The organism is Formosa sp. Hel3_A1_48, from assembly GCF_001735715.1.
GTDB lineage: Bacteria > Bacteroidota > Bacteroidia > Flavobacteriales > Flavobacteriaceae > UBA3537.
In genome coordinates this window covers 831,798-855,380 of sequence record NZ_CP017259.1, presented here as the reverse complement: position 1 = coordinate 855,380, position 23,583 = coordinate 831,798, and the positions used below count along the sequence as shown (strand labels likewise).

General features: G+C 36.4%; 20 protein-coding genes. 10 read left to right on the top strand and 10 right to left on the bottom strand.

Annotated features, from left to right (window positions below):
• Positions 1-344: 344 nt before the first annotated feature.
• Positions 345-884 (top strand): hypothetical protein, encoded by a 540-nt coding sequence (locus tag FORMA_RS09260; RefSeq protein ID WP_157506023.1) that lies wholly within the window; start codon positions 345-347, stop codon positions 882-884.
• Here the strand turns inward: FORMA_RS09260 and FORMA_RS03905 are convergent.
• The 3 genes from FORMA_RS03905 to FORMA_RS03895 are packed head-to-tail and all read right to left on the bottom strand — an operon-like array spanning position 861 to position 4,548.
• On the bottom strand, positions 861-2,888 hold the full coding sequence (locus tag FORMA_RS03905) for a M3 family metallopeptidase (RefSeq protein WP_069674423.1): 2,028 nt from the start codon (positions 2,886-2,888) through the stop codon (positions 861-863). The two genes, FORMA_RS09260 and FORMA_RS03905, sit on opposite strands and share 24 nt — an antisense overlap.
• 18 nt (positions 2,889-2,906) lie before the next feature.
• Complete coding sequence (gene purE, locus FORMA_RS03900; protein ID WP_069674422.1) at positions 2,907-3,392, bottom strand: 5-(carboxyamino)imidazole ribonucleotide mutase; 486 nt, start codon at positions 3,390-3,392, stop codon at positions 2,907-2,909.
• 1 nt (position 3,393) lies between these two features.
• Positions 3,394-4,548, bottom strand: coding sequence for a 5-(carboxyamino)imidazole ribonucleotide synthase (locus tag FORMA_RS03895; RefSeq protein WP_069674421.1), 1,155 nt, complete (start codon positions 4,546-4,548; stop codon positions 3,394-3,396).
• Between the two features lie 180 nt (positions 4,549-4,728).
• Between FORMA_RS03895 and FORMA_RS03890 the strand changes: the two genes are divergently transcribed.
• Genes FORMA_RS03890 through FORMA_RS03855 form a run of 8 tightly spaced genes read left to right on the top strand, consistent with a single transcriptional unit; the run spans position 4,729 to position 12,269 of the window.
• Positions 4,729-5,301, top strand: coding sequence for an adenylate kinase (locus FORMA_RS03890; RefSeq protein WP_069674420.1), 573 nt, complete (start codon positions 4,729-4,731; stop codon positions 5,299-5,301).
• Positions 5,302-5,313: 12 nt separating this feature from the next.
• Entirely contained in the window at positions 5,314-6,312 is a 999-nt protein-coding gene (gene obgE, locus FORMA_RS03885) for a GTPase ObgE (protein WP_069674419.1), read from the top strand.
• A 51-nt stretch (positions 6,313-6,363) separates the two neighbouring features.
• Positions 6,364-7,284: a tetratricopeptide repeat protein gene (locus FORMA_RS03880; protein WP_069674418.1), complete on the top strand. Its 921-nt coding sequence runs from the start codon at positions 6,364-6,366 to the stop codon at positions 7,282-7,284.
• Between the two features lie 42 nt (positions 7,285-7,326).
• Positions 7,327-8,682: a UDP-N-acetylmuramate--L-alanine ligase gene (locus tag FORMA_RS03875; protein WP_069674417.1), complete on the top strand. Its 1,356-nt coding sequence runs from the start codon at positions 7,327-7,329 to the stop codon at positions 8,680-8,682.
• Positions 8,683-8,710: 28 nt separating this feature from the next.
• On the top strand, positions 8,711-9,403 hold the full coding sequence (radC, locus tag FORMA_RS03870) for a RadC family protein (protein ID WP_069674416.1): 693 nt from the start codon (positions 8,711-8,713) through the stop codon (positions 9,401-9,403).
• Complete coding sequence (locus FORMA_RS03865; RefSeq protein WP_069674415.1) at positions 9,403-10,710, top strand: polysaccharide deacetylase family protein; 1,308 nt, start codon at positions 9,403-9,405, stop codon at positions 10,708-10,710. Before radC ends, FORMA_RS03865 begins: the two co-directional genes overlap by 1 nt.
• Positions 10,697-11,383: a YjjG family noncanonical pyrimidine nucleotidase gene (locus FORMA_RS03860; protein WP_069674414.1), complete on the top strand. Its 687-nt coding sequence runs from the start codon at positions 10,697-10,699 to the stop codon at positions 11,381-11,383. Before FORMA_RS03865 ends, FORMA_RS03860 begins: the two co-directional genes overlap by 14 nt.
• Before the next feature lie 40 nt (positions 11,384-11,423).
• The gene (locus tag FORMA_RS03855; RefSeq protein ID WP_157506022.1) at positions 11,424-12,269 is read left to right on the top strand and encodes a hypothetical protein; all 846 of its coding nucleotides are present in this window, start codon (positions 11,424-11,426) and stop codon (positions 12,267-12,269) included.
• 8 nt (positions 12,270-12,277) lie between these two features.
• Here the strand turns inward: FORMA_RS03855 and FORMA_RS03850 are convergent, their stop codons facing one another.
• On the bottom strand, positions 12,278-13,555 hold the full coding sequence (locus FORMA_RS03850) for a replication-associated recombination protein A (RefSeq protein WP_069674412.1): 1,278 nt from the start codon (positions 13,553-13,555) through the stop codon (positions 12,278-12,280).
• Between the two features lie 54 nt (positions 13,556-13,609).
• Here FORMA_RS03850 and FORMA_RS03845 point away from each other — a divergent pair, with 54 nt between their 5' ends.
• On the top strand, positions 13,610-14,329 hold the full coding sequence (locus FORMA_RS03845) for a rhomboid family intramembrane serine protease (protein WP_069674411.1): 720 nt from the start codon (positions 13,610-13,612) through the stop codon (positions 14,327-14,329).
• On the opposite strand, the gene rlmB is transcribed toward FORMA_RS03845, so the two are convergent.
• The 6 genes from rlmB to FORMA_RS03815 form a co-directional block, all read right to left on the bottom strand.
• A complete protein-coding gene (gene rlmB, locus FORMA_RS03840; protein WP_069674410.1) occupies positions 14,305-15,057 on the bottom strand; it encodes a 23S rRNA (guanosine(2251)-2'-O)-methyltransferase RlmB in 753 nt (250 codons plus the stop codon). The genes FORMA_RS03845 and rlmB overlap by 25 nt on opposite strands.
• Before the next feature lie 84 nt (positions 15,058-15,141).
• Positions 15,142-17,073 (bottom strand): S8 family serine peptidase, encoded by a 1,932-nt coding sequence (locus FORMA_RS03835; protein WP_069674409.1) that lies wholly within the window; start codon positions 17,071-17,073, stop codon positions 15,142-15,144.
• A gap of 69 nt (positions 17,074-17,142) precedes the next feature.
• A complete protein-coding gene (locus tag FORMA_RS03830) occupies positions 17,143-18,021 on the bottom strand; it encodes a hypothetical protein (protein ID WP_069674408.1) in 879 nt (292 codons plus the stop codon).
• Positions 18,022-18,032: 11 nt separating this feature from the next.
• The gene (locus FORMA_RS03825) at positions 18,033-18,887 is read right to left on the bottom strand and encodes a hypothetical protein (RefSeq protein WP_157506021.1); all 855 of its coding nucleotides are present in this window, start codon (positions 18,885-18,887) and stop codon (positions 18,033-18,035) included.
• 16 nt (positions 18,888-18,903) lie between these two features.
• Entirely contained in the window at positions 18,904-20,319 is a 1,416-nt protein-coding gene (locus tag FORMA_RS03820) for a RagB/SusD family nutrient uptake outer membrane protein (protein WP_197500778.1), read from the bottom strand.
• A gap of 10 nt (positions 20,320-20,329) precedes the next feature.
• Positions 20,330-23,392 carry a SusC/RagA family TonB-linked outer membrane protein gene (locus tag FORMA_RS03815; RefSeq protein ID WP_069674405.1) on the bottom strand — a complete coding sequence of 1,021 codons (3,063 nt, stop codon included), beginning with the start codon at positions 23,390-23,392 and terminating at the stop codon, positions 20,330-20,332.
• Positions 23,393-23,583 lie beyond the last annotated feature (191 nt).

The following is a 23,583-nucleotide window of genomic DNA, read 5'->3' as shown; positions in this document are numbered from 1 at the left end:
TTTTAACCGATTTTTAAGCTTATCAACAGTTTGATTATTTTTGTAGGGTGATTTTTTTAAAACGCTTATTCAAATTTTACATCAATAGTAGTTTACACGTGGCTTGTTCTGTGTTGGCGCTCGCTCATTTAACTCTATTGCGCTTGGGGGGCTCTGGAAGCTTTTCTTTCTTTTGCACAGTTTTTTTTGCTGCTGTTTTTGGTTATAATTTTGTCAAATATTTCGGATTAGCTAAATTCCATTACCGTTCACTTACTACTAAGCTTAAAGAAATACAAACCTTAAGTATTCTCTGCTTGATTGGGTTTATATTTTATTTTTTTATGATTAAAAATGCCCTTAAGTTGAGCTTATTAGTTTTGGGATTAATTACATTTTTTTACGGGATGCCTTTGAAGTGTGTTTCTTCAAAAAGTTTGAGAAGAATCACTGGCCTTAAAATATATGTCATCGCTTTTGTCTGGGCAGTCACAACTTCATTTTTGCCACAACTAGAAAATGGTCTTGAATTAGCGGATATTCATTATATCTGGATTATGGAACGTTTTATTTTTATACTTGTTTTAATGTTGCCGTTCGAGATTAGAGATATGTATTTTGATGATTTAAAACTCTCGACCATCCCTCAACGTATTGGGCTATACAATACTAAAATATTAGGTTGTTTCGGAGTTTTTTTACTGTTTGTATTTATTTCTCAAAACACCAATGCAGTAGCGTTTATTTCCTCGAGCTTGACATTGCTTTTTCTACTTTTATTTTTGACCAAAAGTCGCCCTGATCGTTCCGTTTATTTTACGGCTTTTTGGGTAGAATCACTTCCAATTATTTGGTGGATTATGTGGTTTGTTTTGGACAAATTAAAGGAGTCCTGCACGTTCTAAGAGCGCCTTATTGCTTGCTGATTCACCTCTAAACCTTTTGTATAAAACATGGGGTTCTTCAGTGCCGCCTTTACTCAAAATATGCTCTTTTAAACGCTCTGAAATTTCGGTATTGAAAACCCCATTACTTTTAAAAAATGCAAATGCATCTGCATCCAACACTTCAGCCCATTTATAGCTGTAATACCCTGAAGAATATCCTCCTTGAAAAATATGTGCAAAAGCTGTAGACATGCAGTTTTCGGCAACATCTGGAAATAATTGTGTACGCCTAAAAATTTCTTTTTCATGAGTTTTTACGTCCTTAATGTTCGAGGGGTCCTGAGCATGCCAACTCATATCTAGAAGTCCAAAACTCAGTTGACGAAGGGTTTGTATTCCTTGTTGAAATTTTCCTGCTGCTTTTAATTTTTCTATCCATTCAATAGGAATAAGTTTACCCGTTTTGTAGTGTTTGGCAAACAAATTCAATGCTTCCTTTTCAAAACACCAATTTTCCATTAATTGGCTAGGAAGTTCAACAAAATCCCAAGCAACGCTGGTCCCCGATAGACTGGGGTAGGTCGTGTCCGCCAGCATTCCATGAAGCGCATGACCAAATTCATGAAAAAGTGTTGTTACTTCATTAAATGTAAGTAAAGACGGTTTTGTTTGTGTGGGCTTTGTAAAATTACAAACGATCGATACATGTGGTCTTTCGTTATGTCCATTCAATTTGTATTGGGGCTTGAACGAAGTCATCCATGCACCACTACGTTTCCCTTGTCTTGGAAAAAAATCAGCATAAAAAACAGCCACAAGATTTGAAGAATCGTCAACTACTCTGTATGTTTTAACATCTTGGTGGTAGGTGTCGATATTTTGTACTTCTTCAAATTGTAGACCAAAAAGTTTTTCAGCAATTTGAAAAGCCCCGTCAATCACGTTTTCTAACTTAAAATAGGGTTTAAGTTGCGCATCGTCAATATCAAATTGTTGTTTTTTTAGTTGTTCGGAGTAGTATGCATTATCCCATTTTTGAAGTGTTTTTAAGCCGTCAATTTTTTGTGCAAATTGACTTAAATTCTCAAATTCTTTTTGTGCAAATGGCCTTGCTTTTTCAAGCAAATCAGAAAGAAATAACTTTACTGTTTGGGGTGTTTTGGCCATGCGTTCTTCTAGTATATAATCTGCATGAGTTTTGTAGCCCAAAAGATTGGCTCTTTGAAAACGAAGTTTAGCAATTTCTAAAACAATTTTTTGGTTGTCTAATTCATTGTTTTGAAAGCCCTTTCTACCAAAAGCAAGAGCTAGTCTTCTGCGTAATTCCCTATTTTTTGCATACTTCATAAAGGGAACATAGCTAGGATAATCCAAGCTAATAATCCATCCTTTTTTTTCTTTTTGAATAGCCCTCAATTTTGCTGCCTCTTTTTCATCGTCGGGCAAACCTTCAAGTTTTGATTCCTCAAGGATATGCAGTTCAAAGTTATTTGTTTCTGCGAGTAAATGCTCGCCGAATGTCAGTTTTAATTTGCTTAAAGCTTTATCAATTTCGCGCAGATGTTCTTTGTCTTTAGTATTCAGTAAGGCTCCGTTTCGTGAGAAGCTTTTATATTTCTTTCCCAGTAGCTGAGCTTGTTCTTGGGTTAGGGTCAAACTATCTTTTTGTTCAAAAATGCTTTTAATTTTGCTAAATAAAACCTCGTTGAGGGCTACATCATTAGAAAATTCTGCCAGTATGGGTGAGATTTGCTGTGCTATTTGCTGAATATCTCCATTGGTTTCGGCTGCATTGAGGTTAAAGAATATACTCGATATCCGTTCCAATTCGAGAGCTGAAAATTCAAGAGCTTCAATTGTATTTTGAAATGAAGGGGCTTCTAAGTTGTTACAAATGGCATTTATTTGTGCTTTAGATTTTGTAATTGCAGTTTTAAAGGCATCAATAAAATCTGCTGTTTTAATCTTAGAAAACGGTGCAGTACCATAAGGACTGTCAAAGCGCTGATTTAGAATATTCATTAGGGGGTTCGGCTCGAATTAAGAGTTTAAATTTTTAGAGGCATTTTCGACTTTTAGTTTTAATCCATCTTTATAAACTTGAATTTTGTCTAAAACACATTGATCATTTGAACCTATAATTTGTGCAGCTAGAATCCCTGCATTTTTTGCGCCATTTAAGGCAACAGTTGCCACGGGGACGCCACCTGGCATTTGTAAAATCGATAAAATAGAGTCCCATCCATCGATGGAGTTGCTGGACTTTACTGGCACACCAATTACAGGTAACGGGCTTATGGCTGCAATCATACCTGGAAGATGCGCAGCACCACCAGCACCAGCTATAATTACTTTTAGACCGCGTTTGTGTGCTGTTTTGCCGTATTCAAATAATTTTTCAGGGGTACGGTGGGCAGAAACAATATCAACTTCAATACCAATATCGAAACTTTCAAGAATTTCGATTGCTTCTTTCATGACAGGCATATCGCTGTCACTACCCATAATGATTCCTACTTGTGCCATATTATTTACTTATTACTTTTATAGTTTCTTTTACTTGTTGTGCTATTTCACGTGCCTTGTCAATTTCTGAATGTACAATTGTGACGTGTCCCATTTTTCGAAATGGGCGTGTTTCTTTTTTGCCATAAATATGTGGGGTTACACCCTCTAATTCTAAAATTTTTTCTATGTTTTGATAAACAACAGCTCCGTTGTACCCCTCTGCTCCAACTAAGTTGACCATAACACCACTCACTTTATTTCGGGTTTCACCTAAGGGTAAATTCAATACAGCACGTATGTGCTGTTCAAACTGCGAAGTGTAGCTAGCTTCAATAGTTTGATGTCCAGAATTATGAGGTCTCGGCGCGACTTCATTGATAAGTATGTTATCGTCTTGAGTTAGAAACAGCTCAACAGCTAACAGCCCTACATGCTTAAAAGCTGCTGCTGTGTTCAGGGCGACACGCTCAGCTTTTTTTTCTATGGCATTAGAAATTCGTGCCGGACATAATACATATTCTACTTGGTTGGCTTCAGGGTGAAATTCCATTTCAACTACAGGGTAAGCGCGGATTTCTCCTTGAGGTGATCTGGCAACCGTTACAGCAAGTTCTTTTTTGAAAGGGACTAAGTCTTCAGCAATGCATTCAACGTCAGGAAGCGCTTTCATGTCCGAAAGAGTTCGAATAACCTTGACTCCCTTACCATCATATCCAAATTGCGCACTTTTCCAAACGAAGGGAAGGGTTTGTGCTTCATTTTCAATAGCGGTAGTGAGTTCTTCTGAGTTTGTATAACGTGTAAATGATGCAGTAGGTAAACCATGTTCACTATAAAATAGTTTTTGTTTTGCTTTATTTTGGATTATGGCCAAAGTATCAGCTGCTGGATAAACGTTTACACCTTCATTCTCCAATGCTCTCAGTGCTGAGACGTTTACATTTTCAATTTCAATAGTTAGTGTATCTACTTTTTTTCCGAATTCAAAAACAGTTTCGTAATCCATAAGATCACCTACAAAGAACGCATCACAGGCTATTTTTGATGGCGCTTCAGGATTTGGATCAAGCACATAGGTTTGAATGTCAAATTTCCTTGTGGTATAGAGCAGCATTTTCCCAAGTTGTCCACCGCCTAAAATACCGACTTTATGTTGAGAAGAGAACAAGTGCATATTTGCCTAATTGCTAAAGATTGAATTCTAGCGCAAAAATACACTTAAAAATGGAATCTTGCATCAAAATCCTTCAGCAAAACACTTTTTAACCTCTGTATTTAATTATCTTTGTGACCAAATCTTGATTTGATATTAAAACATTTTCTTTAAACTTTTACAACCTTAGCTGAAATCAACATGAAAAACATTGTATTATTTGGCCCCCCGGGTGCAGGAAAAGGTACTCAAGCCAACTTCTTAAAAGACAGCTATGATCTGGTGCACATATCCACAGGAGATGTCTTTCGTTACAATATTAAAAATCAAACTGATTTAGGAATATTGGCCAAATCATTTATGGATAAAGGTGATCTTGTTCCAGATCAAGTCACAATAGATATGTTAGCGGACCAAGTGGCCAAAAACCCGCAGGCTAATGGGTTTATTTTTGATGGATTTCCACGAAACACATTTCAAGCCGAGGCATTAGATGATATTTTAAAAAATTATAATACTGAGGTCAATGCGATGATTGCATTGGAAGTAGACGACGAAGTCTTAGTGAATCGACTTCTTAAGCGAGGTGAAACTAGCGGTCGTGCTGATGACTCCTCAGAAGAAATAGTGCGGAACCGTATTAAAATATACTATGATGAAACCGCTGTTTTAAAATCTTTTTATGAACAAAAAGACAAATATTACGGGGTTGACGGGGTTGGAGCTATTGATGCAATTACTGCGCGTTTAAACGCCATAATCGATGCGCTGTAAATAGATAAAAAGATGACTGAAGGTAATTTTGTTGATTACATAAAATTATATGCTTCCTCCGGAAATGGTGGAAAGGGCTCGGTACACCTACATCGCGAAAAATACATCACAAAGGGCGGACCGGATGGAGGTGATGGTGGTCGAGGAGGACATGTGATCATTCGAGGAAACGAAAACCTTTGGACATTACACCATCTAAAATTTAAAAAACATTTAAGAGCAGGCCACGGCGAACATGGTAGTAAGAGCCGAAGTACTGGGGCCGACGGCGTTGATGTTTATATTGATGTACCTCTTGGCAGTGTTGTCCGCGAAACAGAATCCAATACAATTTTATTTGAAATCACTGCGCACGACGAAGAAGTTATTTTGTGTGAAGGTGGTAAAGGAGGGCGCGGGAATTGGCACTTCAAATCGTCAACCAATCAAACCCCGAGATATGCACAACCTGGAATGCCTTCTATTGAAAAATATGTTACAATAGAATTAAAAATTCTTGCCGATGTTGGACTCGTTGGTTTTCCCAATGTTGGGAAATCCACATTATTGTCTGTTGTAACTTCAGCAAAACCTAAAATTGCGGATTATGAATTTACAACCTTAAAGCCGAATTTGGGTATTGTGGAGTATCGAGACTTCCAGTCTTTTGTAATGGCTGATATTCCAGGAATTATAGAAGGTGCTGCAGAGGGTAAGGGCTTGGGTCATTATTTTTTACGGCATATCGAACGCAATTCAATTCTCTTATTTTTGATTCCAGCTGATGCTGATGATATAAAAAATCAGTACGATATTTTGTTGGATGAGTTGAGACGCTACAATCCAGAAATGCTAGATAAAGAACGCATCGTAGCTATTTCTAAAAGTGATTTATTGGATGATGAATTAAGAGCGGAGCTCAAACAAATTCTTGATAAACAAATGCCTGTTGAGTACTTGTTTATATCATCTGCGGCACAAACTGGTATCATGAATCTAAAAGACCTTCTTTGGAAACAGCTTAATACTTAAAGACTGTCTTTAGACTTACTTTGATGACTTACAATATAGATGTTAAAACTAATGAAAAGAGTCTGTTTTTTTCTTGTCTTTTGCTTCCAGCCTTTCCTTTTTGGTCAATCTATTCCTAAAGATTTCAATGCATTGTGGAAAGTCAAGGACTATAAATCACTAGTAGAGAAGTTAGAGCAGTTTACCGTCCTTTATCCAAATCATTTGGAAGCAATAGAACAACTTGGTGATGCCTACGGACGAATCTCTGAATGGAATCGCGCTTCAAAGTGTTATGAAAAACTAATCCGTGTAAAACCAGATGAGGCTAACTATCATTATAAATACGGTGGCGTACTTGGTAAAATGGCAAAAGAGAGCTCAAAGTTCAAGGCCTTAGGTCTGATTAATCAGACAAAAAAATCATTCACTACTGCTGCCAAGCTAGATCCGTATCATTGGGCAGTACGTTGGGCACAAGTGCAGTTGTATGTACAATTACCTGGATTTTTAGGGGGTAGTTATGATAAAGCAATAGCATATGCTGAGGAGCTACAATCAATTTCTAAACTCGATGGCTATTTTGCTAAAGTTTATATTTATGAGCAGATGGATGATCATAGTCTTGCTCGAGAGTATATGAAAAAAGGGATTAAGCTAAGACAAGATTTTTCATGTTTAAATTCAAAACACCATTCAGAACATTGTAAAATAAACAGCAATGACCTTCGTTACTATTTGGCTTTAGCCTATTTGTCCGAGAAAATGGAACTGAACACTGCAGCATTTTTATTTGAAAAATATATTTCTGATTTTAGTTCAGCTGATACAGTACCACTTGAATTAGCGTATTTTCAATTGGCGAACCTATGTTTAATTCAGGACAATACTCAAGGAGCTTTGACTCATTTAAACCACGCCTTAGAATTGAATTCAGATTTTGATTTAGCCAAAAATGCAAAAAAGCGTATTTTAATGACTTTGCCTGATTAAAATTTTAGTTACTCTGCGTATATTTACGTTAAATAATTTTTTATGAATGTTCATTTTATCGCCATTGGCGGCGCAGCAATGCACAATTTAGCACTTGCCCTACATTTGAAAGGCATACATGTCACGGGCAGTGATGATGTTATCTTTGAACCTTCAAAATCTAGGTTAGACCGCTATGGTTTATTGCCCCAAGAAATCGGGTGGGATCCAGATCGAATAAATTCTTCCCTAGACGCAATTATTTTGGGCATGCATGCAAAAGCCGATAATCCGGAGTTGTTGAGAGCCCAAGAGTTGGCGTTAAATATTTATTCTTATCCTGAATTTATTTTTGAACAAGCCCAACAAAAAACACGTGTAGTAATAGGCGGAAGCCATGGTAAAACTACAATTACAGCAATGATTCTTCACGTATTGGACTACCATGGTAAGGAGGTCGATTATATGGTTGGAGCACAATTAGAAGGCTTTGACGTCATGGTTAAGCTAACGCATCACAATGACTTTATTGTCTTGGAGGGCGATGAGTATTTAAGTTCACCTATCGATTTGAAACCAAAATTCCACCATTATAAACCTAATATAGCTTTATTAAGTGGGATTGCTTGGGACCATATTAATGTATTTCCGACTTTTGAAGATTATAAAGAGCAGTTTTCTATTTTCACAGACAGCATAGTCGAGGGGGGTAGTATTTCTTATAATTCAGAAGATTGTTATGTTAAAGAGGTTGTTGAAAAAAGCCCTAACCCCATTCGGAAATTTCCCTACAAAACACCTCATTACACTATAGAAAATGGGGTAACCTACTTGGAAACCCCTGAGGGGCCTATGCCTTTAGAGATTTTCGGAAAGCATAATCTTAATAATTTAGCTGGTGCCAAATGGATTTGTCAGCATATGGGTGTTGACGAGGATGATTTTTATGAGGCTATTGCTTCATTTAAAGGCGCTAATAAACGATTAGAAAAAATAGCTGAGCAATCGTCTTGTGTTGTTTATAAAGATTTTGCTCACGCACCGAGTAAAGTAAAAGCCACTACAAGTGCTGTTAAAAATCAATACCCAAAACGGCGTCTTCTTGCTTGTCTAGAATTGCATACCTTCAGCAGTCTGAATGAGAGTTTTCTATCTGAATATGATCAAACTTTAGCTATGGCTGATGAGGCTGTGGTGTTTTTTTCGCCAAGCGCATTAAAAATCAAAAAAATGAAACCCATAAGTGAGGAGCAAATAGCACATGCTTTTCAACACAATAATTTGACTGTCTATACAGATCCTAGGCAATTCCAGGAATTTTTAAAGGCTCAAAATTACACAGACACAGCCCTATTGCTGATGAGTTCGGGAAATTATGGGGGTTTGAACTTTGATACATTGGGCCAAATGATTATCTAATTTATTTACCTACAACACATTTAATACTATGCCCCAATATTCATTACCCATTAATCAATGGTCACAAGCCGATCAACCACGAGAAAAATTAAGAGACAAAGGCGCTCGTTTTTTAAGCGATGCAGAGCTATTAGCGATTGTCATTGGATCTGGGACACAACAGATTAGTGCTGTTGGTTTATCTAAAATTCTATTATCTGGTGTTCGAAATAACTTAAATAAGTTAGGTAAATGTACATTAGCTCAACTTACCAATTACAAAGGAATAGGAGAGGCTAAGGCCATTAAGATAATGGCAACAATGGAACTTGGCCGTAGATACAAATCTACGTCAGTCGAGGACCAAGCAGAAATGGCTTCGAGTACGTCTGTTTTTGAGCTTATGCAGCCTATCTTGGGTACTTTAGACCACGAAGAATTTTGGGTGCTTTATCTCAATAATGCCCACAGGCTAATTTCTAAAAGTCAATTGAGTAAGGGTGGAATTACAGCGGCACTAGTCGACAAACGTTTACTGTTTAAAAGAGCACTTGAAGTTGGCGCTGTAGCGCTGATTTTAATCCATAATCATCCTTCCGGAAAAATAGAACCTAGTACTTTTGACCTAAGGCTTACAAATACACTAAAAACTGCAGCTAAAACTTTAGATATTAAAGTATTAGACCACCTTATTGTCACAGAAAAAACCTATTTTAGTTTTGCCGATGAAAATTTGCTCTAATGCTACTCATTTATACACCAAAAATAACCAGTAGACTAAAGTTTGTATTTAAACAAATATGCACACGTATTTTAGGTATTCCAATCGATTTTACAACAACAATCGAGGTTTTTATTGCACATTCTGGGTTAAAAATGTCCTATGGGCCACAGCCATTGGGCTCTGAATTTTTTATTAAAAGTAATGGATTACTTTTTGAGCAAGGTCTGTCAGATATTGAAATTAATGTTCAAAATTGGGGGGACTCTAAATGTTTTTTTTATGTCGGAGAAAAAAGTCATTTACCATTCGATATTTTCTCGGCTTCATTTTATCTACTGAGTCGCTATGAGGAGTATTTACCACATGTCAAAGACGAATTTGGGCGGTTTACTAAAGCCTATAGTTTAGCATACCAACATCAATTTTTAGACCAGCCAGTTGTTGATATTTGGGCCTACAAATTTAAATCTGAACTAGAAGTTCATTTTCCGGATTTCACTTTTAAAGCTAAAGCGTATAGAATTCATCCAATTATAGACGTGCCAATGGCCTATTTTTTTAAAAACAAAGGACTTTTGCGTTCTGTAGGAGGATTTCTTTCTGACCTATATCATTTTAGATTTAAACTTTTTTATGAGCGCTTTTTGGTGTTATTTGGGCTTAAAAAAGACCCTTTCAATACGTTCAATTGGATCATAAATCGACAAAAGAAATCCAAGCAAAAGTTTGATGTTTTCTTTCTTGTAGGCGATTATTCTACTTACGATAAGGGCATCAATCTAAATAAAAAAGAATTTGTTGCACAGATAAAATCTATCAGAGATTACTGTCATGTTGGGCTCAAAACTTCTTTTTTAGCTCTTGATGATTTTGATAAATTAAAACAAGAAAAACGTCGACTAGATGCAGTTATAAACTCAAATTCGCGTAAGGCTAGAGCCTCATTTTCTAAGGTCAATCTACCGACTACCTATCGAAACTATGTGGATTTGGAAATAGAAACAGATTTTTCAATGGGTTATCCAGGTACTATAGGATTTAGAGCGGGAACGTGTACCCCATTTTTGTTCTACGACTTGGATTTTGAAGTTCAGACCCCCCTGATGATTCACCCTTATCAATTGATGGATTTCTCACTGCTTAAATACAACTCTTTTTTAGACAAGAAAGAAACCCTTCTTAAAATTATCCAGCAGGTAAAAAATGTGAATGGAGTTTTTACTCCTGTGTTTCATAACTATACCTTCAGCGGGTGGGATAGATGGTCCGATTTTAAAACCTTGTTTAACATTATTTTAGATTCAAATAAAGATGTATCAGCATAAAAAACACTTATTTTTTGATCTCGACCACACTCTTTGGGATTTTGATAAAAACTCTGCATTGACTTTTGAATACATTTTTAAAATCAACAGTATTGAAGTGAATTTAAATACTTTTTTAGAGGTTTATATGCCAATAAACTTGGCGTATTGGAAGTTATATAGGGAGGATAAAATTGATAAAGATCGTCTGCGGTATGCACGACTTAAAGATACATTTGACGCACTTAATACTCAAATCAGCACCCGAATAATCTATAAACTTTCTGATGATTATATAATTCACCTATCTAGGTACAATCATTTGTTTGATGGGGCCATCGCTGTTTTAGATTATTTATATCCAAAATACAGCTTGCATATCATAACCAATGGTTTTAAAGAGGTACAAAACGGAAAATTAAATAAATCTGGAATTGCACATTATTTTGAGACTGTTACCAATTCAGAAATGGTCGGAGTAAAAAAACCTAATCCTAAAATTTTTAAGCATGCACTTAAACAGGCTAAGGCCTTGCCTGAACATAGCCTTATGATTGGCGATAACTTGGAGGCAGATATTTTAGGGGCTATAGATTTCGGTATAGATGCCTTGTGTTTTAATTACCATAAGGAGATTATTCCAAAAGCTATACAGTCTATCGATCAGCTTTTGGAGCTCAAGCATTTTCTGTAATTTTAAAAAAATAAGTATCTTCAACATAAAATAAATACCCATGAAAAATAACTCACTCATAGTTTTTTGCTTATTGATTGCTTTTCAAAACTTCACCTTTGCGCAAAGTGACATCAATAATTACAAGTATGTTTCGGTTTCAGATCGTTTTGATTTTTTAAAAACAGCAGATCAGTATCAGCTTAACTCTTTAACAAAATTCTTACTTAATAAAAGCGGTTTTACGGTACTGGACAGGTTAAATAGTTATCCGAAAGATCTTTCAGAAGACCGCTGTTTATTGCTGGATGTCTCAGTTGAAAAACTAAAAGGATTTTTAAAAACAAAACTTGAGGTTCAGTTTAGAAACTGCCGAAGTGAAATTATTTACAAGTCGGAAATAGGAACTTCCAAACAAAAAGATTTTCAGAAAGCCTATCACGAAGCTTTACGCTCTGCCTTTGAATCTGTAGCTGCTCTGGAATACCGCTATGAAGCCCGTCAATCTTCAGTTGTTGCTAAAGATACAAGTCCAACATTATCTGCCAAGGCACCTGCTTCTGTGGAAGTGTCAGCACCCAACAAAGTGCCCCCTGTGCCCGAAGCTCCTGTTGTATCCTCTGCTGCTGTAGTAACATCCGTACCACCACCAGCGCCAAAAGCTCCTCAAACTCCGAAAGTTGTTGTTTCACAAGACGAAAAAAATACGATTCTAGTTAAGGCTACTAACTATGGCTTTAAGGTTCTAGATGTTGTTTCTAATAAGGTTTTATACACACTTCATGCTACAATATATGATGGAGTTTTTATTATAGATAATAAATCTGGTATTGCATACCAGCGAGGGAATCGTTGGGTTCGCGAGTATGTTTCTGACTCAAAAATAGTTATTGAACCTCTTTTTTAGTTGGTGTATTAATAATTGTATTTATCCTTCCAGCGTTGTTTTAGAAAGTCTTTTTGGGCTTGTTCTCTAGCATTATCACCAGGGGTATAAAATGTGGTATTCTTTATGGTTTGGGGTAAAAATTCTTGAGCAACAAAATTTTCATCATAGTTATGAGCGTATTTGTATTCCTCACCGTAGCCTAGCGTTTTCATAAGCTTTGTGGGTGCATTTCGAAGGTCCAAAGGCACACTTAGGTCCCCCGTATTTTTTACGGTTTCCATAGCGGAATTTATGGCCTGGTAGGCCGCATTACTTTTTGGAGAACAAGCCAGATAGGTTGCACATTGACTGATTACGATTCTGGCTTCAGGCATACCAATACTAGCGACTGCTTGCATTGTAGAATTGGCCATAACCAATGCTGTGGGGTTAGCATTTCCAATATCCTCGCTGGCCAAAATCAATAACCGTCTTGCAATAAATTTCACATCCTCGCCACCAGATAACATTCGAGCAAGCCAATATACCGCTGCATTGGGATCGCTACCTCGAATGGATTTTATGAAGGCCGAAATAATATCGTAGTGCTGATCTCCACTCTTGTCGTACAAGGCAACATCGTTTTGTACCTTCTCAGTTACAAGTTTATTGGTGATTATAATTTTTTCCGATGACTCCGAATTGATAATAAGTTCAAAAATATTGAGTAATTTTCGAGCGTCTCCACCAGAAAGGCGAATGAGCGCCTCGGTTTCTTTTAGCTTTATTTGTATTGACTGCAAAACTTCGTCGGTGGTAATTGCACGTTGTAATAAGTCTTCTAAATCTTTTTTCTCAAAAGGGTTTAAAGTATACACTTGACAGCGAGACAATAGGGCAGAGATGACTTCAAAGCTTGGGTTTTCTGTGGTTGCTCCAATGAGTGTTACCCACCCTTTTTCCACAGCTTGCAGCAGCGAATCTTGTTGTGATTTACTGAAGCGGTGAATTTCATCAATAAAAAGAATAGGGTTTTTAGTAGTGAAAAGGCCACCGCTTTGTTTGGCTTTTTCAATAACTTCACGCACGTCTTTAACACCAGAATTTATAGCACTCAAGGTGTAAAACGGCCGATCAGATGTCTTGGCTATAATGGTAGCTAGTGTAGTTTTCCCTATGCCTGGTGGTCCCCATAATATCATGGAAGGGATCAAACCCTGTTTCAACCCTTGTGTAAGCGCACCTTGTGGTCCTACCAAATGTTGCTGACTTATATAGTCTGATAATGTAGTTGGACGTAAACGTTCGGCAAGTGGCGTATTCATACCACAAATTAAACCTTTTTTTTAAGTAATTTCAAGTTTCGTATTTTTATGTCTATGAAAACAGCTTCATCTTTTCGATTTACGACTGGCGTTCTGGGTTACCCGCTTTTTTTTGTCCTGCTTGTTTGGCTCGTTTTTTGGGCCGATTTTCGATTTGGTCTTCATCTCAGCGAGTTGGGAATTTATCCTCGTAAATTAGAGGGGTTAATTGGCGTTATTTTTAGCCCTTTTGTTCATGGTTCTTTGGACCATGTATACCACAATAGTATTCCTTTATTAGTTCTTTCTATGGCTTTGTTTTATTTCTACAGGCCCGTTGCCTGGAAAATTGTAGTAGGAGGGATTCTGCTTTCTGGATTTATGACTTGGTGTATTGGTAGCTCAGCTTACCACATTGGTGCGAGTGGACTTATTTATGTATTGTTGAGTTTTCTTTTGTTTAAAGGATTACTTTCAAAGCATTACCGATTGATTGCCCTTTCGTTAGTTGTTGTTTTTCTTTATGGTGGAATGATATGGTACATTTTTCCTGTCAAGGAAAAAATGTCTTGGGAAGGTCATTTTTCGGGATTTGTAGTTGGTATTTTGTTTTCTCTTAGATTTAAATCTTCCATTGCTAAACCCATTAAATATGCTTGGGAAGAAGCCGATTTTGATGCTTCTGAGGATCCTTTTTTACAGCAATTTGATGAAGATGGTAATTTTATTGAATCATCAAAATTTGAGAAGGATTCAAATCCTCAAATACACTATTCTTTCAAAGAGGAGGAGTGACGTTGGCGCACCACTTCGTAAAGAAAAGCGCCACAAGCTACAGACACATTCAATGAGGCGATACTGCCATACATTGGTAATTTGGCTTTGTTATCAACTAGCTTAAGAACAGAAGGGGAGACCCCTTTACCTTCAGAGCCCATAACGATGGCGGTTGCTGCTTTAAAATCTACTTCATAAAGTGTTTGATCTGTTTTTTCTGTGGCTGCAATTACTTTAATTTCAGAGGCTTGAAAGTAAAAAATAGCATCTTTGATATGATCTACTTTACATATAGGTATGTTAAATACCGCTCCAGCACTTGTTTTTATGGTATCGCCATTGATTGGGGCGCTTCCACTTTTTTGTACAATGATACCATCGACTCCAGTACATTCTGCAGTACGAATAATGGCGCCAAAGTTGCGTACGTCACTCAACTGATCGAGAATTAAAAATAAAGGATTTTCTTTTGTTTCTTTTACTGCGGAAACTAACGCATCTAATTCATAAAACGCAATAGGGGCAATATGTGCCACAGCACCTTGGTGGTTGTTTGGTGTAAGCCTGTTGAGTTTTTCTATAGGCACATAGCTGCAATTGATCCCTCTTTTTCTAACACTATGTTCTAATTGAGAAAACAACTCACCTCTAAGCCCTTTTTGTAAAAACACTTTATCAATAGATTTGTTGGCTTCAATGGCTTCTAAAATAGCGCGTAACCCGTACAGACTTGTTTCTTTTTGCATGCTGTAAAAATACAATTTAATTCAGTTGTTATTCTATAATAAAAAAGCGGGCATTGCCCGCTTTTTTTATTTCAACCTGAAGTTTTATTTCAGTACTACTTTTTTCTGTGTTGATGTGTTTCCTTGGTTTATTTTCAAAATATAAACACCTCTGGCGAAGGCCGACGTATCAATTTGACCTCTAATGGTACCATTACTTTTAGAAATCTCATCTTCGTAAACTACTCTTCCTCTTAAATCGTAGAGCATTAATTGTGTAGTTTTTTCCGAAGCTGGAAATTTAAAATTAATTTCTGTTAGCGCTGGATTTGGCCATATATGAACCGTAGATATTTCTATATCAGCTGTTCCTAGAGTTAAATTTGATCCTGTAACTATAAGTGAAAAATCTTGAGCATCGTCAGTAAGAGTTCCTTTGTGTGACACCGTTAGTGTATAGATGCCCGGTGTCGGATCTTCAATATCAATTTTTTCAACATTATCCACTAAGTTATCACCTGTAATTGCAGAACCAGAAATATTATTTAGATCTAGTTTCCATGGAAAATAAGTTGTACCACCACTTGGCCCTGTTAATCTTAAATCTAAATCGTTGACTAAAGCAGCTAATGGGCTATTGCTTGACCCGTCACGAGCTGTTCCTGCAGGGTCTGTCCAACATATAGTTGCACTCAGAGGTTCACCTGATACAACCTCCATTGTTGTTGAAAAAGTTCCGCCATCTGAAAGTGTACGCTCAGAAATATGTGCACCGCCTTGTGAAGCGGCCAAAATAGTCTCTGCTGCAAACTTTGAATTCAATAAACCCCATCCAAAAATTGGATCTGGCCCAACTCTTGAACCATCGTCACTAGCGGTATGACAAACAAGACCTTTGAGGGTCGCCGATTTCATAAATTCATTATTAATTTCGTTGTAGTATTGTTGCAGTAATAACAATGATCCGGAAACATTTGGAGCAGCCATCGAAGTGCCTGTTTTCACTCCATAAGCCAAATCGTTACCACTCTCAGCTGAAGTTACATCTGTTCCATCACCTGTAATATCTGGTTTTATCCTTCCATCGTCAGACGGTCCTTGGCTACTACTTTGATTAATTGCAAGACTAAGTACATTACCATTAATTATAAATGGGTTATTAGCATTTGCCACAACTAAATTATTTTTCGCATTTTTTTCAGCTGTTAATTTATCAAAACCGCCTGCTAATCCTCCTGAGTATGTTGACTCTCCATCATTCCCAGCTGACACGACTTGGAGATAGTAGGGTGCTAAATAGGCAATACCATCCCAATTAGCAGCATCTGTATCGTAACAACCCATAAGCCATGATGGAGCATTTTGGGCATTATTATCAGGGTCTCTTACAGGAAATCCATAAGAGTGGTTAGAAATTAACAAACCTCCAAATCTTGCTTGATTTAGTACTTCTGTATTGTCATTATTCCAATCATATGAAATTAAACCAGCTTGAGGTGCCATTCCTTTTCTTCCACTCTGGTACCCTCTACCAATCATAGTGCCAGCAACATGTGTACCGTGGCTATCATAACCAGCAGCACCATCCCCATTTTGTACCCTTGAAGTAGATGAGGTGTCACTTTCTCTAAATTCAAAATGTGTGACTCGTGCAATTCCCTTGTCCCATATTCCAATATTCATGTTCTGACCTTCTAAGTTTAAACCCAGCCCCCCACCATTGTGTAGGAAATTTGTTCTCGTAGCTTTGGCGCTATTTACATTGTCAGTCGTAATGTACATTGGCTTACCATCAATAATTTTAGCTATGTAGTAGTTCTTATTTCCTGATTTTATTATTTTTTTAACTGTTTTGTTTTTTTTAAGAAACGTATTTATTTCTTCTTTAATCTCTTCGTTTTCTGTAATCAATCTCGTTTCTAATTTATCTAAAGCCTCAAGATTATAATTTTTAGTAATTTCCTTTTGTTCTTCTAAGGTTTGAGAAGTCGCTACGAGAAAGCTAAACACGAATATAAAAAGAGCTGTGTTTTTCATATTGGGATCTATTTAAATAGTTAGGGCTGTCTATAAAACAGCCCCAACTTTCTTATTTGATTTGATATTTTATAACGGTGTATAAATTGATGTACCATATTCACCATAGCCATTACAATACCAAGATATTGTAATGACACCAGTATCTGGGTCAACATTATTTGGGCTATTGTCTCCAAGAGTTTCTGATTGCATCAAAACATCACCATAGATTTCAGTTTGACCAGACCACATGACTTCACCACAGACTTCAGTAAAAATTAAAGGAAAATATCCATCCCCCATTGAATATACAAGGGAGTAGACATCTGGCCATAATCCACCTGAAAAATCAGCTACCGAAAAACTTCCGTCACCAAGGGCTGTGATATCAACCTCTTTTGTTATGGGATTGTTATCAGGTAAAAAATCATGGTATCCATAGGTCGTAGTCACGCTGTATGTACCTGACATGTCTATAAGGTCACATGTCTTGATAGTTACTCTATATGTGGATGAAAAATCTGGAGCAATACCCATACCTACATTTCTATTATTTGATTGCATTACCACATCAAAAATGTATGTATTAGCTATGTTTAGTTCCAGACTGGCCAAATCAATGTTAAGCGTTATAATTCCATCCAAAGTATTGGCAGCTATGATTGAGCTTCCTGAGCCATTTAAAATAACATCACTTGAACTTCCTTGTACATCTGCAGTAGTGAAATCCAAAACAATTTCTGATTTGTTTATTGGTGCAGTAAATCTAAAAGGGATCTTTATAGTGGAAGTCTCTTCTGTCAATAAATCGTTGCTCAGCAATGTTACTGATGGATCTGTTCCGTCAAACTGTAACCAACCATTTTCTGGATTTTCCTCACCCAGACCGTTGTTGTCATCGTCATTACATGCAACTAAAAAAGCCACAGATAAAAACAATACTAGATATTTATTTATTTTTTTCATTTCCTTGAGTTTTAATTTTTAGTAAATGTATACGATGTAATTCCTTCACCTCCACAAGATGCGCCACCGACGTCCTCAGCAAATACTAAAGTAAAGGTTGAATCATCTGTTCCGTTATATGACCCATTTACCGAAGTTGGACCAAGTACAATTGAAGAACCACACCCTACACCTGTAAAAGTATTGTTGATAGCTCCATTGAATATAGAATTACCACAAACTAAGTCAATTGAGAAGTCTGCATTTGGATTACTAAATCCAAATGAAGGGTAGCATTTAACACTAAATACTCTTTCTGAGTTTGATGAACCTGCTGTAACTTCAACTACGGTACCATCGCCCCATACACCGGCATTTGCTGTAGCTCCTATACCACCACCATTGAAGGTAAGTGTGTAATCACCTATTGCAAAATCGTCTGGAAGAGGGTTTTCGTTTTTGGTCATACCAACTGAGTGTGCTGCAGCACTAAAGTCTCCACCATCACTAACAGATACAATATTCAGTACAACTGTTGCAGTTGAACATAGGGTTAGTTCATCAGTCAGCGCTGTTATATTAGCAGTTCCAAAATATTCATTAGCAGGAATTATAACCTGCAAGTCAACATTATAAGATTCAACTGCTGCTGTTGATAATTCTTCGTTAACAGCTAATACAACTGTTCTATCTTCACTAGATAGTGTACTAACACTTACATCAATAGTATCTGATAATGGTTCATCACCTAAATACACTTCCATTGCTGTTGAAGTAGCATCGAAAGTTGCAAATGTTGTACTTGTATTTGGATCATAAATAACATTTTCATGTTCACCACAGGAAAACGCTATTATAGTCAATAATAATAAAGTTATCTTTTTCATAATATTAGTTTTTCTATTAGTTGGCATATCCCGGATTTTGAACAATTGAAGGATTTGCATTTAATTCAACTTGTGGAATTGGAAGAGTAAGTCTGTGGTCACTAGGAAGCATTACACAGTTTCCACCAGAAACACAATCCAAATCATCTCTGTTAATTCCAGTATTCAATCTATCTTTAAATCTTTTAATGTCCAAATATCTATGACCTTCAAAAGCTAATTCGAGCCTTCTTTCTTTTAACACTGCATCGTATGCCTGAGTTTGAGAAATATAAGAATCAAGACTTGTACTAGTTCCTAAACGAGCATCTCTTAACACTTTCAAGGTTGCTGCCGCTCCGTCTAAATTATTAGCATTGACTTGAGCCTCTGCTTTAATTAGATACATTTCAGAAACTCTCATAGCCTTTATATCACTCAAGAATGGAGATGCATTTCCTGGGTATTTATTGATTAGGTGAATGTTATTTTCAGGTTCACTCGGTCCTCCGTTGTTCGTGTTGAAGTTAATGTTAGCAAACAACCTGATATCAGCTGGATTATGAGCATCATGAAGACTGTTGGAAGCCTCAATAAACGGGCCTGCAGAGTTTGTAAAATACCATAAACCACCAACTAATCCAGATGTTCTTGCGGCCTTGAAAATAACCTCAGTGTTATCTGTGTCAAGAAACATACTTAAATATTGCAATTGACCTGCAAGAGGATAAGCATCAATTAATGTTTGAGCATGAGTTAAAGCACTAGAATCGTTTTGTAGTAATGCTAATCTTGCTTTTAATCCAGTAACTAAATCTTGGGAAACATACTTATTATCAGACTGATCAGAAAGTAAAGTGCTAGCTGTATTTAAATCATTAGCGATAAAACTGTATACTTCTGAGTTTGTATTTCTTGGAAGTGTTTCTGAAGTTCCAGGAACACGATCTGAGATAATAATAGATAGAGCATCTCCGTCTAAGTAATCAGTAGTGAAATAGGAAGCTAAAGTTAAATGTCCAATAGCGCGGAGTGTAAGTAACTGACCCTTAATATTGTTGAGTTCAGTTTGTTCTGCTTCTCCGCTTGCTGTAATTAAATCAGAAGCTTCTAAAACTCTATTACACTGGTTTATTAATCTATAATTACTATTCCAGAGGCTAGTTGTATTTCCATCACCAGCAGTAAGTGCCCAGTTATAAAAATTAATTTCCTGACCACCGTTGTCATAACCTGGTTTACAATTGTCTGTAAAAACTGAATTGATTAATATATCGTCTTCAGGACTGTATCTAGCGTATGCTCCATTCAAACCCAACTGTAAATCATCTAGAGTTTCGAAAGTAACATCACTTGTTAAATTTCCTTCTGGAAATATGTCTGTAGCATCTTCACAAGAAAATCCAATGAAGATTAAACCACATACTAATATTAAATTATTTATTTTTTTCATCGTCATTTTTTTAAAAATTAACATCAAGTCCTATTGTGAATATTTTTGAAGTTGGATAGTCGAAAAAATCGCCTGATCTAAAACTTGATTCAGGATCCCAGCCTCTCCATTTACTCCACGTTATAAGATTTTCTGCTTGTACAAAAACTTTCATTTTACTTATCGGTGATCCTTCTTTGAGGAGATTGCCTAGGTTGTATCCAAGAGTAATATTTCTCAATCTTAAAAAGGATGCATCTTCAATATATCTATCAGTTAATCTGTTTCTTATTGACTCGGTAGATAAAGCAGGTATGTATGTTACATCACCAGGTTGTTGCCAAGCATCAAGAAGGCTTGTAGATGAGTTTGATAGACTTGTTAGAGTAGGATCTTCAATTACCCCTAAACTTCCGTTGTTTCTGTATATATCAGCAACAAAAGAAAACTGAGTGTCTAATGTGAAATTCTTCCAAGTACTATTGAAACCAAAACCACCTTGATAGGTAGGATATATTGCTTTGTCAATAAAAACTCTATCATCTTCTGAGTAAACATCTGTAACATTCCCATCAACGTCATAATATAGGTTTTGACCATTAGCAGGGTTTACACCAGCCCATCTTACAGCGAAGAAGGACCCAATTGGCTGCCCCTCAGCTAAAATGGTTCTACCGCCATTATCAACATTTTCTCCATTTGGTAATTTTGTGATTTCGTTTTTGTTGTATGATCCATTTGCAAAAATAGAGACAGAAAAATCTCCACTATTAATTGCTTGCCAGTTTAATGAAAGTTCAGCTCCCCTATTGTTCAATGAACCTATGTTGGCTTGAATAGAATTTGTTCCATTGATACTAGAAACAGGGAATGATTGAAATAAATCTTCCGTAGTTTTATCATAAACATCAATACTACCACTTAGTTTGCGGTTTAGAATTGAGAAGTCAATACCAATATTTGTTTGTTTGTTTGTTTCCCACTTCAAATCATCATTTGCAATTGAAGAGGCATAATAGGCTACAGTATTGTTGTATCCTGTTCCTTGACCATATAAGTTGTAAGTATTCGTTGTTCCACCATAGTAACCACCTGTGATACGATCATTACCGGATGTACCATAAGAGGCTCTTAGCTTAAGGTTGTCAAAGAAAGTGTTGTTTTGCATGAAGTCTTCTTTGTGAATATTCCATCTACCCGATACTGAGTAAAAAGTCGCCCATTTATTAGAGTTAGAAAACCTTGAAGACGCATCACGTCTCCATGACGCTTGAAGACCATATCGGCCATCGTAGTCATATTTTAAAACTCCAAAATATGAGAACAATCCAACTTCAACTTCACTAGAAGCTACTGAAGGAATGTATGGAAATTCTGCTGCACCGTCAATAACACCATCCTCGTTCAAGTCTTCATAAGTGTCTCCAGGAATAAATGAAGCACCGTTACCAACAAGTTTAGGGTTCAAACCATATTGGTCTAGAGAGAATGAGTTAGAGTGAGATTTACTGTATTCTAAGTATGCAGTTACGTCTATAGTGTGTTTGTCATCAATCACATTGTTGTAATTTAAGCTGACAATGTTATTGAATCGAATGTCTCTAAAAAATTGCTCAAAATGATTTCCTTGATATTCTGCATCACCTGAGGCAACAGCTGATTGACCATATATACTTTGAGGGTCTTCAATAAACTTACCTGTGATTTGGGTATAATCCAAACCAAAAGACATGCCAGCTGTGAGATTTTCAGCAAACTCATAATTAGCTCTAACATTCCCAATAAATTTAACTTCTTCTTGTAAATTTGTATTAAGGATAGTATTGTTTAAAGAAGTGTAAGGAGTGTTTGCAAAACTATCTTCACCAGAACCAGTAATATTCAATGTTCCATCTGGATTGTATTGTGAATAGTATGGTAAAGCTACGTAAGGAACCAAAAATGGATTCGATAAGTTACCAGTACCTTCGTTTTGAATAAAATCACTAGTGCTATAATTTGCAGTTATCGATGATGAATAATTAAATTTATCATTTTCACTCTTACCATTAAAATTGTTTCTGAATGAGAACCTTTGTAAGCTACTTCTTCTAGTTACCCCTTCTTGCTCGAAATAATTAAAGGAAGAGTATGAGTTGGTTTTTTCAGATCCAGAAGAAATACTTATGTTATGAGAATTAGTTGTACCATTTCTAAAGAATACATCTGACCAATCTGTGTTTACTTGGTCGGCTATAGCAGCTATTGCCTGGTCTGAGAGACCATTTCCAAGACCTTGGTTTCTAGAACGGTCAAGTTCTAATTTTTGACGGGAATTCATCACATCAAAATTTTGCTCTGGAAGCTGTGAAAAACCAAATTGAGATTTGTAGTTAACAGTAAGATTTGAATTGTACTTTCCTTTTTTGGTAGTTATTACAATCGCTCCATTTGCTCCTCTACTACCATAAAGAGAAGAGGCAGAAGCATCTTTCAATATAGAAATAGTTGCAACATCAGCGTTGTTAATACTCCTGAAGTTATCTTCGTCAACTGGAACACCATCAACTATGAATAAAGGCTCTATGTTACCATTAATTGACCCTACACCTCTTAATATTATCAAACTATTAGCCCCTGGCTGACCAGAACCTGTACCGATATTTAAACCCGGTACTTGTCCCTGAAGCATTTGAACAACAGAAGCATTTGGTCTAGACTCAACGGACTCAGCTGTTAGAGTTGTAATGGCTGAAACTGATTTTTCCTTGCTAATAGCATTGTTTGAATATGCTTCGATAATAACCTCTTCAAGAGCATTATCTGGCACCATTGATGCATTAACCGTATTACTAGCTCCAACAGTTATAGATTGATTGGAGTATCCTACGTAGCTAAAGACAAGAACGTCGCCTACACTTGCAGTTATAGAATAATTTCCATCAAAATCAGTTGAAACTCCAGTTGATGTTCCTTTTATAACAACAGTAGCACCTGGAAGAGGTAGCCCATTGTCATCTGAAACAGTCCCTGAAACATTTTTGTTTTGTGCAAAAGATATTTGCACCACCAACGCTAACAATAGCGTCAGCATTACACTAAACTTTGTTTTCATTTTTGTTAATTATTTGAATTAGTCCTCACAAATGTGATGATAAAAACTCAAAAAACCAACTTTTGTTCAAAAAAAAAGAAGTTTATTTAAACATTTAATTTATTATTTTTACTCGAACACTAGTATTGATAACTAATGTGCCGATTTAATTATAAATCCTTAAATGATATTTTCAGTTAAAATCTATTTTT